This is a genomic window from Actinocrispum sp. NPDC049592, assembly GCF_040675465.1.
GTDB lineage: Bacteria > Actinomycetota > Actinomycetes > Mycobacteriales > Pseudonocardiaceae > Kibdelosporangium.
Genome location: NZ_JBFAPA010000002.1, coordinates 676,819 through 690,861, shown reverse-complemented (window position 1 = coordinate 690,861; position 14,043 = coordinate 676,819). Strand labels below are relative to the sequence as shown.

The following is a 14,043-nucleotide window of genomic DNA, read 5'->3' as shown; positions in this document are numbered from 1 at the left end:
GCAGTCACTCCTTGCAGCCTGCCGGTAACCTGTTGGTGTGCCCCGAGACCTGCCCGAGATCGACCCGACCGTCCCCAGCATCGCGCGTGTCTACGACGCTTTCCTCGGTGGTAAAGACCATTACGAGGTCGACCGGCAGGTCTACCAGGAGATTCTCAAGATCGCGCCGGACGCGCCGAAGATCGGCCGGGAGTGCCGGGCGTGGCTGATCCGGGTGGTGCGGTTCATGGCCGCCAGCGCCGGCGTCGACCAGTTCCTGGACGTCGGGTCCGGCCTGCCCACCGCGGAGAACACCCACCAGGCGGTGCAGCGGATCAACCCCGAGGCCGTCGTCGTGTACGTGGACAACGACCCGATCGTCGCCGCGCACGGCCGCGCGCTGCTGGAGGAGAACGACCGGACCCACTTCGTGGTCGGTGACCTGCGCTTTCCCAACGAGCTGCTGGACGACCCGGTGGTCTCCCGGTACATCGACTGGACCCGCCCGGTCGGCCTGATCCAGAGCAACACCGTCCACCACGTGGCGGACGAGTACAAGCCCAACGAGGTGATGTCGGCCTATGTCGACGCGCTCCCGTCGGGCTCGTATGTGGCCATCTCGCACCTGCACAACCCGGGCGATGGCAGTTCCGCGGCCGTGCTGGCCGAGGAGTCCGAGGTCCGCTACATGGCGATGATGGGCACCTGCCACTTCCGCACCCGCGAGCAGATCCAGAGCTACTTCGCCGGCCTGGAGATGGTCGAGCCGGGTCTGAGCTACCTGTGGGAGTGGTGGCCGGACGGCCCGCGGATGAAGTCCCCCACCGACGGCGACTACCTGCTGCTCGGCGGGGTCGGCCGCAAACCCTGAAGGGCCAGCTCTACTCGTAACTCAGTGCCACTACGTTTCCCCTGGTCGGCGCAAATAATTTGACGGAGTGAGCGCTCACTCCGCATCCTTGGGGCGTGACGACAGAGACAAGACGCCGCGCCCCCGGGATGAGTCCGGAGAAAAGGCGCGAAATGATCGTGCGGGCCGTGCTGCCCCTGGTGGTGGAGCACGGCGCCGCGGTGACGACCAGCCAGATCGCCCGGGCGGCCGGGATCGGCGAGGCGACCATCTTCCGGGCCTTCACCGACAAGGACGAGCTGGTCGACGCGTGTGTGGCCGAGGCGCTGCGACCGGACCAGGTGATCGACGCGATGTCGGCCATCCCGGCGGACCTGCCGCTGGCCGAACGGCTCGCCGAGGCCGCGTCGGCGATGGCCGCGCACATGGAACGGATGGGGGCGTTGCTGGGCGCCCTGCACGGCTCCGGGTACCACCGCAGCCGCAAGCCTTCCCGGGACAGCCGGCGGGAGTCCTCGACCGCGTTGAACGAGGCGCTGGCCGACGTGTTCGAGCCGGACCGCGACAAGTTGCGGCTGCCACCGAACCAGCTGGCCACGATGTTCGCCAACATGCTGCTCGTGCGCGGGCGGCAGACCGCGGAGCACAACCCCGCCGTGCCCGACCTGGTCGACGTGCTGCTGCACGGAGCGCTCCTATGATGCCTGGGGGGTTCGAGGGGATCATGCTGCGGCGGCGCCGTCGCCGTCAGGCCACGACCGTGGCGGAGAGCGGGCTCACCGGGCCGGTGGACATCCCGGATCCGAAGCCGTCCGACGACGAGCCCAAGGACCTGAGGTCCCGGCTGCGCCGGTTGCGCGACTCCGCGCGGGGGACGCTGCGCGCGTTACCCCGGGTGTTCAAACTGAGCTGGGACACGAGCAAGCCGCTGACCATCGCGTTGGTCGTGATGACGGTCATCAGCGGGCTCGTGCCCACCATGACCGCGTGGGTCACAAAGGTGCTGACGGACTCGGTCGTCGAGGCGATCCAGATCCATTCGTCCGGCCGTCCCGATGCGACCGTGCTCTCGATTCCGTTGCTGGGGTCATTCGGGCTCACGTCGGTCGGGAAGATCGTCGGGGTGGCGGTGATCCAGCTGGTCGTGTTGACGCTGAGCGCGTTGGCCAGCGCCGTCACGACGGTGAGCCAGCAGTTGTTGCAGGAGCGGATGGTGCTGACCATCCGGCATCAGGTGATGGACCACGCCAGCCGGATGCACCTCGGGTTCTTCGAGGGTTCCGCGTCCTACGACCTGATGCGGCAGGCCTCCCAGGAGGCGCCGATGCGGCCGGCCTCGATGATGAACTCGGCGCTGGGCCTGGTGCGGACCGCGATCACGTTCTTCAGCATGATCACGTTGCTGGTGACGGTGAGCCCGATCCTCGCCCTGGTGGCCCTTCTGGCGCCACTGCCCGCCTTCATCTCGCAGTCGCGGTACGGGCAACGAGCGTTCTGGTTGAACTACCTGGTGTCGCCGATCCGGCGGCGGATGGACTATCTGTCCACTTTGGTCACCACGGACCAGTACGCCAAGGAGGTCAAGCTCTTCGGGCTCGGGCCGTACCTGGTGGACCGGTTCGAGAAGCTGGGGCAGGTCTACTACTCGCGGCAGCGCAAGCTGATCCGGCAGCGGACCATCGCCGGGTCGTCGTGGAACATGCTCAGCACGCTCGCGGGGACGGCGATCTACCTGTACATCGCTTTGCGTGCCGTACAAGGGGAACTCACCCTGGGTGACCTGACTTTGTACACCTACGCGGCGACCCAGGTGCAGAGCTCCGCCGGTGGCCTGTTCACCGGGTTCGCCGGGATGTACGAGAACAACCTCTACCTGGACACGTTGTACCGGTTCCTGGACACCAAACCGGAGATCACCAAGCCGGAGTCGCCCGCTCCCCTGCCATCCCCGTTGACCGGGCACATCACGTTCGAGAACGTGTCCTTTGCCTACCCGGGCGCCGGGGAACCGGCGCTGGACAACGTCAGCTTCGACATCGCCCCGGGCGAAACCGTTGCCGTGGTGGGCAAGAACGGTGCCGGAAAGTCCACTTTGATCAAACTCCTGTGCCGCCTGTACGACCCGACCGACGGCCGGATCCTGCTCGACGGGGTGGACATCAAGACGCTGGACCCGGACGAGCTGCAGACCCAGATCAGCGCGATGTTCCAGGACCACGTGAGCTACCAGGCGACCGCGGCGGAGAACATCGGCCTGGGCGACCTGCCGTCGCTGGAGGACCGGGACCGCATCGAGATCTCCGCGTCCCGCGCGGGAATCGCGGAGCGCATCGAACGTCTGCCGCGCGGCTACGACAGCCCACTGGGGCGGTGGTTCGACGAGGGCGTGAGCATGTCGGGCGGCGAGTGGCAGAAGATCGCACTGGCCCGGGCCTTCATCCGTGAGGTGCCGATCCTCGTGCTGGACGAGCCCACCTCGGCGCTGGACGCCCAAGCCGAACACGACCTGTTCACCCGCCTGCGCAAACTCGCGGAAGGCCGCACCACCCTCTACATCTCCCACCGTTTCTCCACAGTTCGCCAAGCCGACCGCATCCTGTTGCTCGACCGCGGCCACCTCTCCGAACAAGGCACCCACGAACAACTGATGGACCTCGACGGCGGCTACGCCGAACTGTTCACCCTCCAAGCCGCCGCCTACCTCGACGCATAACCGCCGGGTGGCAGGCGCCGCGGAGCGCCTGCCACATCTCCCCGGATATCGTGTGGGGCGTGACTGATGTGACGGGGTTGATCGCGGAGTTCGAGGCGTTGCCGGGCGATGAGTCCGGTGGCGACGCGAAGTGGCGGATCATCGCCGATCTCGATGAAAGCCTTGGGGATCCCCGGGTGCTCGAGCTGTTCCTGAAGGTGGTCGCCGATCGGGAGGAGTACGACCTGGCGCGGATCGAGTGCCTCAAGGTGCTGGACCTGTACCCGCCGGACGACCGGGTGCGGGTCGGCCGGGTGATCGCGGGGGCGTTGGACGTCGAGGACGACTATCTGGTCCGGCAGTACGCGGCGATGTCGCTCGGGCCGTACGCGGGGGATCCCGTGGTGTTCGAGGCGTTGTCCGTTGCGGTGCTGGAGGATGAGGATGTCGATGTCCGGCACAACGCGCTCGAGTCGCTGGTCACCGCGGATCCGGACGAGCGGATCACCGCGCTCCTGCACCGCCTGACCGAAGATCCGGAACTCGGGTCGGCCGCGAAGCGGACTCTGCGGGAGCGGGGCTGAGCGGTGTTCGAGTACCACCGGTGGATCAGCCTTCGGTCGACGTACAAGGCCCTTGGCGACGATCCGCCGCTCCGGCTGCCGGAGATCAAGGGGGTGCTCACCGAACACTCCGACGAGTTCCTGTCACCGATCACCCCCGTCCTGGAGGACAGCTGGTGAGGGTTGCCGGCTAAGTGGTGGCCCGGTGGAGGAGGATGAAGTCGCCGCGTTCGTCGACCGTGTGGTAGCCGGTGGTGGTGAGCTGGTTGAGTTTTTCGGTGACCCAGGTGGTGGAGACCGGCCAGGTGTAGAAGCGATCCGCGATGATCCATTCGGGGTTCAGGATCCGGCCCTGGACGGAGGGAAACAGTTGAACTGTGCAGCGGCTGGTGAGGTGTGGGGCGAGGTTGTTGGTGGCTGCGACGAGGGCGCCGTCGGGGATCTGGTCCATCAGCTGCTGGGCTGCGGTGGCGCGCGGGCTGGGTTGCCAGGTTGCGGCTTTGGTCAGTTTGGCGAGGGGTTCGCCGGTGAGGCCCGCGATCACCATCACGACGCTGATCCCGATCACCGCCCTGCGCAGACGGAGGAACGCCGGTGCGGGGAGGATCCGGCGGCCCGCCCCCAGGCCGTCGAGCATCGCCAGGTACATGATCGGCATCAGCACGGCGCTGTAGTGGAAGCCGATGATCCAGTACGAGGAGTTCGTGGACATGAAGCGCCACAACAAGGTTGGAACAGCCAGCAACGCCAGTGGCGAGAACAGCGCTAGGAACGCCGTGGGGACAAGCAAGGCCGAGAGGGTGAACAGCTTCTCCTGAGGCGCCACCAGACGTTCGGGTCCGTCCAGCATGATCTGCCACCACGGCTCGTCCTTGCCCAGTTCATGCGCGAAATCGTACGACCCGGTGGGGTTGAACGACGGGATCAGCACCACCAGGATCAGCAGGAAACCCGCGACCCCCGAAACCATCACCCACACACCGGGACGCCGTTGTCCTTTGAGGACCAAGTAGACTCCCAGCACCGCGAAGGTCAGCGGCAGGTCCTCCTTGACCAGGACAAGGGGCGCCGCCCAAGCGACAGCCGCGGTCCAGCGCTGGCGCAACAAGCACTCCATGGCGAAGGCCAGCAGCGGCACGGCGAACACGACCTCGTGGAAGTCGAAGTCCACAGTGGTCTGAAGGCCCCACGACAGTCCATACGCGACACCCACCGTAGCGGCCAGCCCACTCCCGAACCGTTCCTGTGCGATCCGCACGACCGGCACTGCCGAGACCCCAAGCAGCACCGCCTGGGCGATCAACAGCGTCAGCGGCCCCGGGAAGAGGCGGTAGAACGGCGCCAGCGTGACCAGGATCGGGTGGAAATGGTCGCCCAACAGGACGTACCCGGGGCCCTTCAGGTCCGAGACCGGCGCGCGAAGCTCGCTGTACGCGCGCACCGCCTGCTCGAAGATGCCCAGGTCATAGCCGGTTGTGCCCAGGTGGAGGTGGTTGGTGACCGACAACAGGGCGTACAGCACCGTCAGGACACCGGCCACCAGCCACGGCAACGGGCGCCACAGCCGGGTCGCCACTGGGGTGGGGAGAGTCAGCACGTGGGCCAGCCTCGGCAGGCGTGGCTGAACCCGGGCTGAAGACAGCTGAAGACGTCTTCAGCAAGACGATCACGCTGTGGCACGCTGGAGGGTGATGCGCGTACTGGTTGTCGAGGACGAACGCCGGCTGGCGGCGGCGCTGAAGCGCGGCCTGGAGGCGAACGCGTTCACGGTCGACATCGTCCACAACGGATCGGACGCGTTGTGGACGGCCGCCCAGCGCCCGTACTCGGCGATCGTGCTGGACATCATGCTGCCCGGCCTGAACGGCTACAAGGTGTGCGCCGAGCTGCGCCGCGGCGGGGTGACAACGCCGATCCTGATGCTGACCGCCAAGGACGGCGAGTACGACGAGGCCGAGGGCCTGGACACCGGCGCCGACGACTACATGACCAAGCCGTTCTCCTACGTCGTGCTGGTCGCGCGGCTGCGGGCGTTGCTCCGCCGTGGGCACGCGGCGCCCGCGCTGCTGAAGGTCGACGACCTGGTGCTGGATCCGGGATCGGGCACGTGCAAACGGGGCGAGCAGGAGATCACGTTGACCGCGCGGGAGTTCGCGGTGCTGGAGTGCCTGGTGCGGCGGCCGAACCTGGTGCTGAGCAAGTTCGAGATCCTGCAACAGGTCTGGGACGAGCACTACGACGGCGACGTGAACGTGGTCGAGGTGCACGTGAGCGCGTTGCGCAAGAAGATCGACCAGCCGTTCGGCGTGCGCAGCCTGGAGACCGTGCGCGGCATGGGATACCGGTTGGTGGGCCGTGCTGAGTGAATGGTGGCGGCGATGGCCGGTCGGGCTGAGGTCGGCCGTCGCGGCCGGGCTGATCGCCGGGTTGCTGCTGACCGCTGGGGCTTTGTGGTTGCGGTCGACGATCGCGGACATCGACCGGGAACGCATCGCCGCCCGGATCGCCGGTGGCGAGACCGTGCTGACCGCGGTGCGGAGCACCATCCTCAGTGGACAGCCACCACCGGTGATGGACACCCCCTACGAGATCCTCGGCGGCAACGGCACAGTCCTTCCATCCAGCAATCCGGACCTGCGCGCGGTCGAGGAGAGCCAAGGCCCGGCCACGCCGCCGCCTCAGCTGAACGACCCCGCCGGGACACAGGTACTCACCTCGCAAGATCTGGACTACCACAACGACCTGTGGGGCATCGACCTGCCGTCGTGGACGGTCATCGCGGAGACGATCCCCACTCCGCCCGCGCTGGTGTCCACATTGGGCGAACGGCTGCGGATCAACGTCCTGGTGACCCGCCCGGACGAGCATCCCCTGCCCGGGCTGGACCGGGTGCTGTGGCCGGGAGTTCCGGGCGCGGCGCTGCTCGTCGCGCTGGTCGCCTGGCTGTCCGCGGCGCACGCATTGCGGCCCGTCGAACGGATCCGCAGGCAGGCCAAGGAGATCAGCGCCACCGCGCTGCACCGGCGGATCACGTTGCCCGGCAGGTGGTCGCGCGGGTGGTCGATCGGGATGCGGGCGGCCGTCGCCGCCGGGTTGATCGCGGCGGTGCCGTTCGTCGTGGGCGCGGTCTGGATGCGGCACACCCTCGACGTGATCAACACCGCCCGGATGATGTCCAACGCCGAAGCGGCCGACGCCGCCCTCGACGCGCTCAAGGTCCTTGTCCCCCAGGGCAAGTCCATTCCCACCGCGGAGGCCTACCGGTTCAGCGTCGGGCAGCCGCTGTCCACACCTGACAACTACCGCTTGCTGGACCAGGCGAACGTTGACGGCACAGAGATCTACACCTACGAGAAGCTGATCCCCGGCTGGAGCCCGGCGCCGGAGATGGACCGGGTGCTGTGGCCCGGTGTCCCCGCCGGGATCGCGCTCGTCGGGTTCGTCGCCTGGCTGGCCACCACTCGCGCGTTGGCTCCGGTGGAACGGATCCGCAAGCAGGCCGCGGAGATCAGCTCGCAGGCGTTGGACGTCCGAGTTCCCGTTCCACCGACCCGGGACGCGATCGCGCGGCTCGCGGTGACGTTGAACGAGACCCTCGACCGCCTGGAGAACTCGGTACGCACCCAGCGCCAGTTCATCGCCGACGCGGCCCACGAACTGCGCAGCCCGATCGCCAGCCTGCGCACGGTTCTGGAGGTCGCCAACGACCACCCGCAGAGCGCGGACTGGCCCGCGGTGGTGCGGGACGCGGTGATCGACACGCAGCGGCTGCACTCCCTGGCCGACGATCTGCTGCTGCTGGCCACATTGGACTCGGCGATCCCGTTGCGGATGACCGGGATCGACCTGGCCGAGCTGGTGAAGTCCGAAGTGGGCGGTCGCGTCGAGGTCATTGTGGACGGACCGGCGCCGATGATCGGCGACGTCAGGAAGGTGTCGCGGCTGCTGCGCAACCTCGTCGACAACGCCGAACGCCATGCCGCGGCACGGGTCACCGTCACCGTCCGGGCGACCCCCATGACGGTGTCCGTTGAGGTCGCCGACGACGGGCCGGGAATCCCAGTAGAAGACCGGGAACGCGTCTTCGACCGGTTCACCCGCCTCGACGAGGCCCGCGACAGCGACGCCGGCGGAACCGGCCTGGGCCTGGCCATCGCCCGCGAGATCGCCCACCTGCACGGCGGAGACATCACCGTCGCCGACACCGGCCCAGGCGCCACCTTCGTGGCCCGGTTCCCCCGCGACTAACGACGCTTCCGTGGCGTCAAACGGATCGGCGGCAGCGGGGGCGCCGGAATCCGGTCGGTGCCGTGGAACGGGATGGAGCCGAACCGGGCAGCCTGGGCCTCCCAGTCGGCGCGTGCCGCTTCGATGTCCTCGTGGGACCGGCCCACGAAGTTCCACCACATCACCAGTTCGTCCGGGAACGGCTCGCCGCCGAGCAGCACCGCGCGGGCGTCGCCGGAGATGTCCAGCGAGCAACGGCCGGTCCCGAGGTAGAGCAGTGGCCCACGGGACAGCTCGATATCGGCGGCTGCCAGAGAACCATCGAGGACCAGCAGGCCGTACTCGAAATCGGGCCGCAGCGGCAACGTGGCGTCACCGGAGATCGTCAGGTCCGCGCCGACCAGAGGCGTGTACACAGTGGCCGGAGACACGACGTCGCCCAGCTGGCCCATGAAGACAGTGGCGGACAAGCCGGGAACCGTGAACGACGGCAAGGTCACGTACTGCGCGAACGCGTGCTCGATCTCGACGCCCGACGGGAGCGCGACCCACAGCTGCAGGCCGTGCATCTGGCCGGTGCTGACCGAGAACTCCGAGTGCGAGATGCCCGGGCCGCTGGTCATGAGGTTCAGCTGGCCCGGCTTGAGCACCACGTCGCTGCCGATCGAGTCACGGTGCCGGATCTCCCCCGCGATCGGCCAGGTGACCGTCTGCAGGCCGGTGTGCGGGTGCGGCAGCACGTTCATCCGCTCGGTGCTCGGGCCGAACTGGTCCAGGAAGCACCACGCCCCGATGGTGGGCAGGCCACGCTGCGGCAGCACCCTGGACACCGTGATGCCCCGGATTCCGCCGAGCGGAACCTCACGCGCCTCGAACAGGGTCGCCTCGGGCGTGGCCGGCGCGCTCGTCACACATTCGGTCACAGCCGGCCGGGCGTCGAGGTTACTCACCGATACCGACATCCTTGGGCCATTTGACGTGGCTCTCGTAGCGGTCCTTGTTCCGGATGACGAAACGGGCGATGAACGGGCACACCGGCACGATGGTCCCGCCGTTCGCGACGACGTCGTCGAGCGCGCCCTCGGCGAGGATCTTGCCGAGCCCCTGCCCGGCGAATGCCTCGTCGACCTCGGTGTGCACGAACACCGTCAGGTCACTGATCTCCTCGTACCGGGTGAAGCCCGCGAGCTTGCCGTCCGACCACACCTCGTAGGAGTTGTCGCCCGGGTTGTGGACGACCTTGGTCTCAGCCATCGAGCCCCTTACGCCGCAGGTGGTTCTTGCGCCCATACCGACGCACCCAGGGTGATTTTCATTCCCTCCGCCGGTGAACGCCACAGCGTTACGCTACGTTGTCGTCCTTGTGGAGACCGACGCCGAGATCACCCGGCTGGCGTTCGCCGCCCGAAGGGGTGACCGTACCGCCCTGGAGCGGTTCGTGCGCGCCACGCAGCGTGACGTCTGGCGGCTCGTGGCGCACCTCGGCGACGTCCGGCTGGCGGACGACCTGGCCCAGGAGACCTACCTGCGCGCGCTGGGCAGCCTGGCCCGGTTCGAGGGCCGTTCGTCCGCGCGGACCTGGCTGCTGTCGATCGCGCGGCGGGTCGTGGTGGACCAGATCCGGGCCACCTCGGTCCGGCCGCGCAAGGCCGACCTGGCCGACTGGGCGGCAGCCGTCGAACGCTCCCAGCCGGTGGACGGGTTCGAGGACGCCGTGCTGCTGGCGGAGCTGGTCCGCGGCCTGGACGAGGACCGCCGCGAGGCCTTCGTGCTCACCCAGACGCTCGGACTGTCCTATGCGGACGCCGCGGAGGTCTGCGACTGCCCGATCGGCACGATCCGGTCCCGCGTGGCGCGCGCCCGCGACGACCTGATCAAGGCCATGCGGGACACCGGCGGCAACCGCTCGGCGATGTGAGGACGACGCCGGACCAGTGGGCGGGGAGCCGGACCGGTCCGGCGTGGGCCGGCTGGAATGTCCAGTGTGGACACTATACCGGCGCGGTTTTCCGGGTCGTGCGCAGCCATGCCCAACCCACCACGGCCGCCGCCGCGAACTCCAGCGCCACCAACGACCACGCGAGCCAGTACCCGCCGAGGTCCACCAGGAGGCCGAAACACGGCGGCCCGACCGCGAACCCGCCGTAGAACCCGGCGGACACCAGCGCGGAGTGCCGCCCGACCTGCTCCCCCGGCAACGACAACACGACCAGCATGGACACCGCGTTGCCCGACACGGCGAACACCCCGATCCCCAGCACCCCCACCCAGGCCAGGAAGGTTCCCAGCGAGGCCGCCGCCAGCAGGATCACCGCCGCGACCGCCGCGCCCAGCCCCAGTGGTACCAGCACTTTCCCGGCCGGACGGCCGTTCGCGACGAGCCGCGACCAGCCCAGCCTGCCCGCGATCCCGGCGATCCCCAGCACCGCCACCAAAGCCGCGGCCACCTGTGGACCGAAGCCGAGGTCCTGCGTCGCGAACAACGCCACATAGGTGTTCACCGCAACGGTTCCCGCGCCCAGCAACGCCTGGAACCCCATCAGCCACCACACCGCCGGATCCACCGGGCCAGAAGACCGCGCCGCCCGGCGTAAAGGTGGATCGCGCGGCAGCAACCCGCTCGCGAGCATGGTGACGAAGGCGCACCCCGCGGCCGTCCACACCGCGACCCGCCAGCCCAGGCCACCGGCCAGCGCGGCCAAGGGCAGCCCGGCGGCCAACGCCCCGAGCTGCACCCCGGACTGCTTGATCCCGACCATGAGCCCCCGCCGCGAAACCGGGATGTGGGAGGCGATCAGCTTGTTCGTGGCCGGGTTGGCCAACGCCTGTGCCACCCCGCAGAAAGCGATCGCGACCACAAGTACCCCGTAGTCCCCAGCCTGTGCGAACACCGCCAACGCGGCGGCGACCACGCCGAACAGCACGAGCATGGCCCGCCGCGCGCCCACGGCGTCCACGACCTGGCCGATCACCAGCGACAACAGCGCGCCCACGCCATAGCCTGCGGTACCCAGGATGCCCAGCAGCGGCCGGGCGATCCCGAACGAGGCCACCAGAGCCGGCGCCAGCGCCCCTACCAGGAACAGCGGCAGGTTCGGGAACGCCATTGCCAACGTGGCAAGCCCTCCAACGATCCTCACCACGACGAAACTAGCGGTCAGAGCGATGCCAGCACTGCTTTCGTCGATGTGATCTCGGCGAACCCACCCGAGTGGAGGTTTGCCGCCGTGGCGCGGGACAGCTCGTCGGCGGTCACGACCGCGCCATCCGGGGTGGTGGCGTCGTAGGTGTGCGTGGCGTCGATCGCAACCCTGACGTGGTAACCGAGATTGCCGCCGACGCGGGCGGTTGTCTCGACGCACCAGTTGGTCTGGATGCCGATCACCACGATGTCCTTGATACCGCGGGCGTCCAGCCACGCCTTGAGGTCGACGTGGCCGTGGAAGGCGGAGTTCACGTTCTTGGTGAACATCAGGGTCGGCTGGACGCCGTCGAGCTCCGGCTTGAACGCGTTGCCGGGCGTGCCGGCCCGCAGCGGCGACTCCGGCTTCAGCGAGTCGTGCCGGACCAGCACGATCGGCTCCCCGGCCGCCTGCCAGGCGGTCACCAGCTCGCGGATGTTGCTCTCGCTCGACGGGTTGTTGCGCGGCGGCAGGTCCGGGGAGTCGAAGCCGAGCTGCACGTCGATCACGATCAAAGCTGTTGTCATGCCGGCAAGCCTGCCGCGGGCAGCGCCACGAAGGGAGTGGCAAAACCGGCGCGATCCGGTACTTTTCTGCCATGCGCACTGTCGGCTTGCTGGTCCTCGAGGGCACCCGGACGTTCGACACGGCGGTCGCCGCCGAAGTCTGGGGCCGCCCGCACGCCGACACCGGTCTGCCGCCCTTCGAGCTGCGGATCTGCACGCCCGGCAAGGTGACCATCCCGATGCACCCCGTCGGCGCGCTCGTCCCGACGCACGGTCTGAGCGGCCTCGACGAGTGCGATCTCGTCCTCGCGACCGGCCGCGGCGACCACCTGGCGGACGTGCCACAGTCCGCGCGAAGGGCGTTGAAGAACGCCTACGCCCGAGGTGCCACCGTGGCGTCCTTGTGCTCGGGCGCGTTCACCCTGGCCGCAGCGGGGCTGTTGACCAACCGCAAGGCGACCACCCACTGGGCGCTGCTCGACGACCTGGCGAAAGCCGCACCGGAAGCGGACATCAGCGGGGACGTCCTGTACACGCAGGACGGTCCGGTCTACACGTCGGCGGGCGTGGTCGGCGGCCTGGACCTGTGCCTGCACCTGATCCGCCGGGACTTCGGCGCGCAGGTGGCGACCCGGCTGGCCAAGCGCCTGGTCATGCCACCGGCCCGGGACGGCGGTCAACGCCAGTACGTCGAAGCGCCGGTCCCCGAGCAGCCGCCGGTCAGCATCGCGTCCACAGTGGACTGGGCAATGGCCCGGCTCGGCGACCCGATCGGCATCACCGACCTGGCCGGGCACGCCCGGATGAGCGACAGGACGTTCCACCGCGCCTTCGTCGCCGCCACCGGCAGCACCCCCGGCAGGTGGCTGTCGATCCAGCGAATCCGCCTGGCGCAACGACTTCTGGAGACGACATCGCTCACTGTGGACAGTGTGGCGCAGCGATCCGGCATGGGCACCGCCGCCAACCTGCGCCGCCGGATGAAGGCGCAGATCGGCGTCAGCCCGGACAGCTACCGCAGGACCTTCGGCGGGTCAGCCCAGCTCGAGAACGGCCTTCCCGGCGACCCTGCGGCCGCGCAGCGCCTCGACGGCCTCCTCGAACCGCTCCCATGACCCCCGCCAGCCCAGGTCCACGGTGAGCCTGCCCTCGGCGGCCAACCGGGCCACCTCCTCGATGTCCGGGCCGAACGGGCTGACGGCCTCGAAGGCCCGCAACGACTTCGGCTGTCCCACGGTCGCGTACGGCGGGAAGGTCGCGGGCTCCAAAGACGTCCAGCCGATGCTCTGCAGCACGCCACCGGGCGCCAGCAGACCCCACGCCTGCACGAGCTGCGGCCCGCCGACGGTGTCGATGATCACGTCCACCGGGTCCAGTCCGTCCAAGGTGGACACAACCTCGTCGGCGCCCAGTTCGGCGAGGCCCTCACCACGACGGGCAGCGGCGATGACGTGCGCGCCCTGCGCGGCGGCCAGCTGCACGGTGTAGCGGCCGACACCACCGGAAGCCCCGGTGATCAGCACGCGCTTGCCCTCGATCGGCCCGGACGCCCGCAGGCTCTGCACACCGGTCACACCCGCGACCGGAACCGCCGCGGCCACAGCGAAATCCACCGCGTCCGGCACGACACCCACGTCCTGCGTCCGAACCGCGCGCCGCTCGGCCCAGGCGCCGTTGTGGTGGAACGACGACACGCGCGCGCCGACCGCGGGCCCGGAGCCGTCCGCCGCGGCCTGCACGACCACACCGGCCGCGTCCCAGCCGGGGACCGTGCCTGGCTTGGCCCGTGCGATGCCGTTCACGTCGCCGAAGTTCAGCGAGACCGCCTTCACCTCGATCAGGACCTCGTCCGGCCCGGCCACCGGATCCGGCGCTTCGGCCAGCTCCAAGCCGGACTGTGTGGTGGGGTTCGCTACCAGTGCTCGCACCGGACTACCTCCGTCAGACGACCCAGTTCGTTCAATTTTGAACGAACTCCCGCGTACGCAGACTTATTCCCCGGCGTACGCGCCAGTGCGTAGACCGAGAGCCGCGTTCGGGCGGA

Annotated in this window: 15 protein-coding genes; 9 read left to right on the top strand and 6 right to left on the bottom strand. The window is 68.9% G+C overall.

What is annotated here, in order from left to right:
- Positions 1 to 37: 37 nt before the first annotated feature.
- The 5 genes from AB0J95_RS09875 to AB0J95_RS09855 all read left to right on the top strand — a co-directional run bounded on the left by AB0J95_RS09875 (position 38) and on the right by AB0J95_RS09855 (position 4,264).
- Positions 38 to 850, top strand: coding sequence for an SAM-dependent methyltransferase (locus AB0J95_RS09875; protein WP_364754905.1), 813 nt, complete (start codon positions 38 to 40; stop codon positions 848 to 850).
- Positions 851 to 978: 128 nt separating this feature from the next.
- On the top strand, positions 979 to 1,530 hold the full coding sequence (locus AB0J95_RS09870; protein ID WP_364755059.1) for a TetR/AcrR family transcriptional regulator: 552 nt from the start codon (positions 979 to 981) through the stop codon (positions 1,528 to 1,530).
- On the top strand, positions 1,530 to 3,542 hold the full coding sequence (locus tag AB0J95_RS09865) for an ABC transporter ATP-binding protein (RefSeq protein WP_364755058.1): 2,013 nt from the start codon (positions 1,530 to 1,532) through the stop codon (positions 3,540 to 3,542). The genes AB0J95_RS09870 and AB0J95_RS09865 overlap by 1 nt, the downstream gene beginning before the upstream one ends.
- A 59-nt stretch (positions 3,543 to 3,601) precedes the next feature.
- On the top strand, positions 3,602 to 4,105 hold the full coding sequence (locus tag AB0J95_RS09860; protein WP_364754904.1) for a HEAT repeat domain-containing protein: 504 nt from the start codon (positions 3,602 to 3,604) through the stop codon (positions 4,103 to 4,105).
- Positions 4,106 to 4,108: 3 nt separating this feature from the next.
- The gene (locus AB0J95_RS09855) at positions 4,109 to 4,264 is read left to right on the top strand and encodes a hypothetical protein (RefSeq protein ID WP_364754902.1); all 156 of its coding nucleotides are present in this window, start codon (positions 4,109 to 4,111) and stop codon (positions 4,262 to 4,264) included.
- A 10-nt stretch (positions 4,265 to 4,274) separates the two neighbouring features.
- Here the strand turns inward: AB0J95_RS09855 and AB0J95_RS09850 are convergent, their stop codons facing one another.
- The gene (locus AB0J95_RS09850; RefSeq protein WP_364754901.1) at positions 4,275 to 5,681 is read right to left on the bottom strand and encodes a DUF2079 domain-containing protein; all 1,407 of its coding nucleotides are present in this window, start codon (positions 5,679 to 5,681) and stop codon (positions 4,275 to 4,277) included.
- A gap of 94 nt (positions 5,682 to 5,775) precedes the next feature.
- On the opposite strand from AB0J95_RS09850, the gene AB0J95_RS09845 reads away from it, so the two are divergent.
- Positions 5,776 to 6,450, top strand: coding sequence for a response regulator transcription factor (locus tag AB0J95_RS09845; protein WP_364754899.1), 675 nt, complete (start codon positions 5,776 to 5,778; stop codon positions 6,448 to 6,450).
- Positions 6,440 to 8,332, top strand: coding sequence for a HAMP domain-containing sensor histidine kinase (locus AB0J95_RS09840; protein ID WP_364754896.1), 1,893 nt, complete (start codon positions 6,440 to 6,442; stop codon positions 8,330 to 8,332). The genes AB0J95_RS09845 and AB0J95_RS09840 overlap by 11 nt, the downstream gene beginning before the upstream one ends.
- On the opposite strand, the gene AB0J95_RS09835 is transcribed toward AB0J95_RS09840, so the two are convergent.
- Together AB0J95_RS09835 and AB0J95_RS09830 are read right to left on the bottom strand one after the other, a co-directional pair.
- The gene (locus AB0J95_RS09835; protein WP_364754893.1) at positions 8,329 to 9,261 is read right to left on the bottom strand and encodes a pirin family protein; all 933 of its coding nucleotides are present in this window, start codon (positions 9,259 to 9,261) and stop codon (positions 8,329 to 8,331) included. The two genes, AB0J95_RS09840 and AB0J95_RS09835, sit on opposite strands and share 4 nt — an antisense overlap.
- Entirely contained in the window at positions 9,254 to 9,565 is a 312-nt protein-coding gene (locus tag AB0J95_RS09830) for a GNAT family N-acetyltransferase (protein WP_364754890.1), read from the bottom strand. The genes AB0J95_RS09835 and AB0J95_RS09830 overlap by 8 nt, the downstream gene beginning before the upstream one ends.
- A 73-nt stretch (positions 9,566 to 9,638) precedes the next feature.
- On the opposite strand from AB0J95_RS09830, the gene AB0J95_RS09825 reads away from it, so the two are divergent.
- Entirely contained in the window at positions 9,639 to 10,229 is a 591-nt protein-coding gene (locus AB0J95_RS09825; RefSeq protein WP_364754888.1) for a sigma-70 family RNA polymerase sigma factor, read from the top strand.
- 73 nt (positions 10,230 to 10,302) lie between these two features.
- Here the strand turns inward: AB0J95_RS09825 and AB0J95_RS09820 are convergent, their stop codons facing one another.
- Both AB0J95_RS09820 and AB0J95_RS09815 read right to left on the bottom strand, forming a co-directional pair.
- Positions 10,303 to 11,451 carry an MFS transporter gene (locus tag AB0J95_RS09820; protein WP_364754886.1) on the bottom strand — a complete coding sequence of 383 codons (1,149 nt, stop codon included), beginning with the start codon at positions 11,449 to 11,451 and terminating at the stop codon, positions 10,303 to 10,305.
- A gap of 17 nt (positions 11,452 to 11,468) precedes the next feature.
- Positions 11,469 to 12,020, bottom strand: a complete 552-nt coding sequence (locus tag AB0J95_RS09815; RefSeq protein ID WP_364754883.1) for a cysteine hydrolase family protein — start codon at positions 12,018 to 12,020, stop codon at positions 11,469 to 11,471.
- A gap of 71 nt (positions 12,021 to 12,091) precedes the next feature.
- On the opposite strand from AB0J95_RS09815, the gene AB0J95_RS09810 reads away from it, so the two are divergent.
- Entirely contained in the window at positions 12,092 to 13,114 is a 1,023-nt protein-coding gene (locus AB0J95_RS09810) for a helix-turn-helix domain-containing protein (protein WP_364754881.1), read from the top strand.
- Here the strand turns inward: AB0J95_RS09810 and AB0J95_RS09805 are convergent.
- Positions 13,034 to 13,927 carry a zinc-binding dehydrogenase gene (locus tag AB0J95_RS09805; protein ID WP_364754879.1) on the bottom strand — a complete coding sequence of 298 codons (894 nt, stop codon included), beginning with the start codon at positions 13,925 to 13,927 and terminating at the stop codon, positions 13,034 to 13,036. The two genes, AB0J95_RS09810 and AB0J95_RS09805, sit on opposite strands and share 81 nt — an antisense overlap.
- Positions 13,928 to 14,043: the final 116 nt, after the last annotated feature.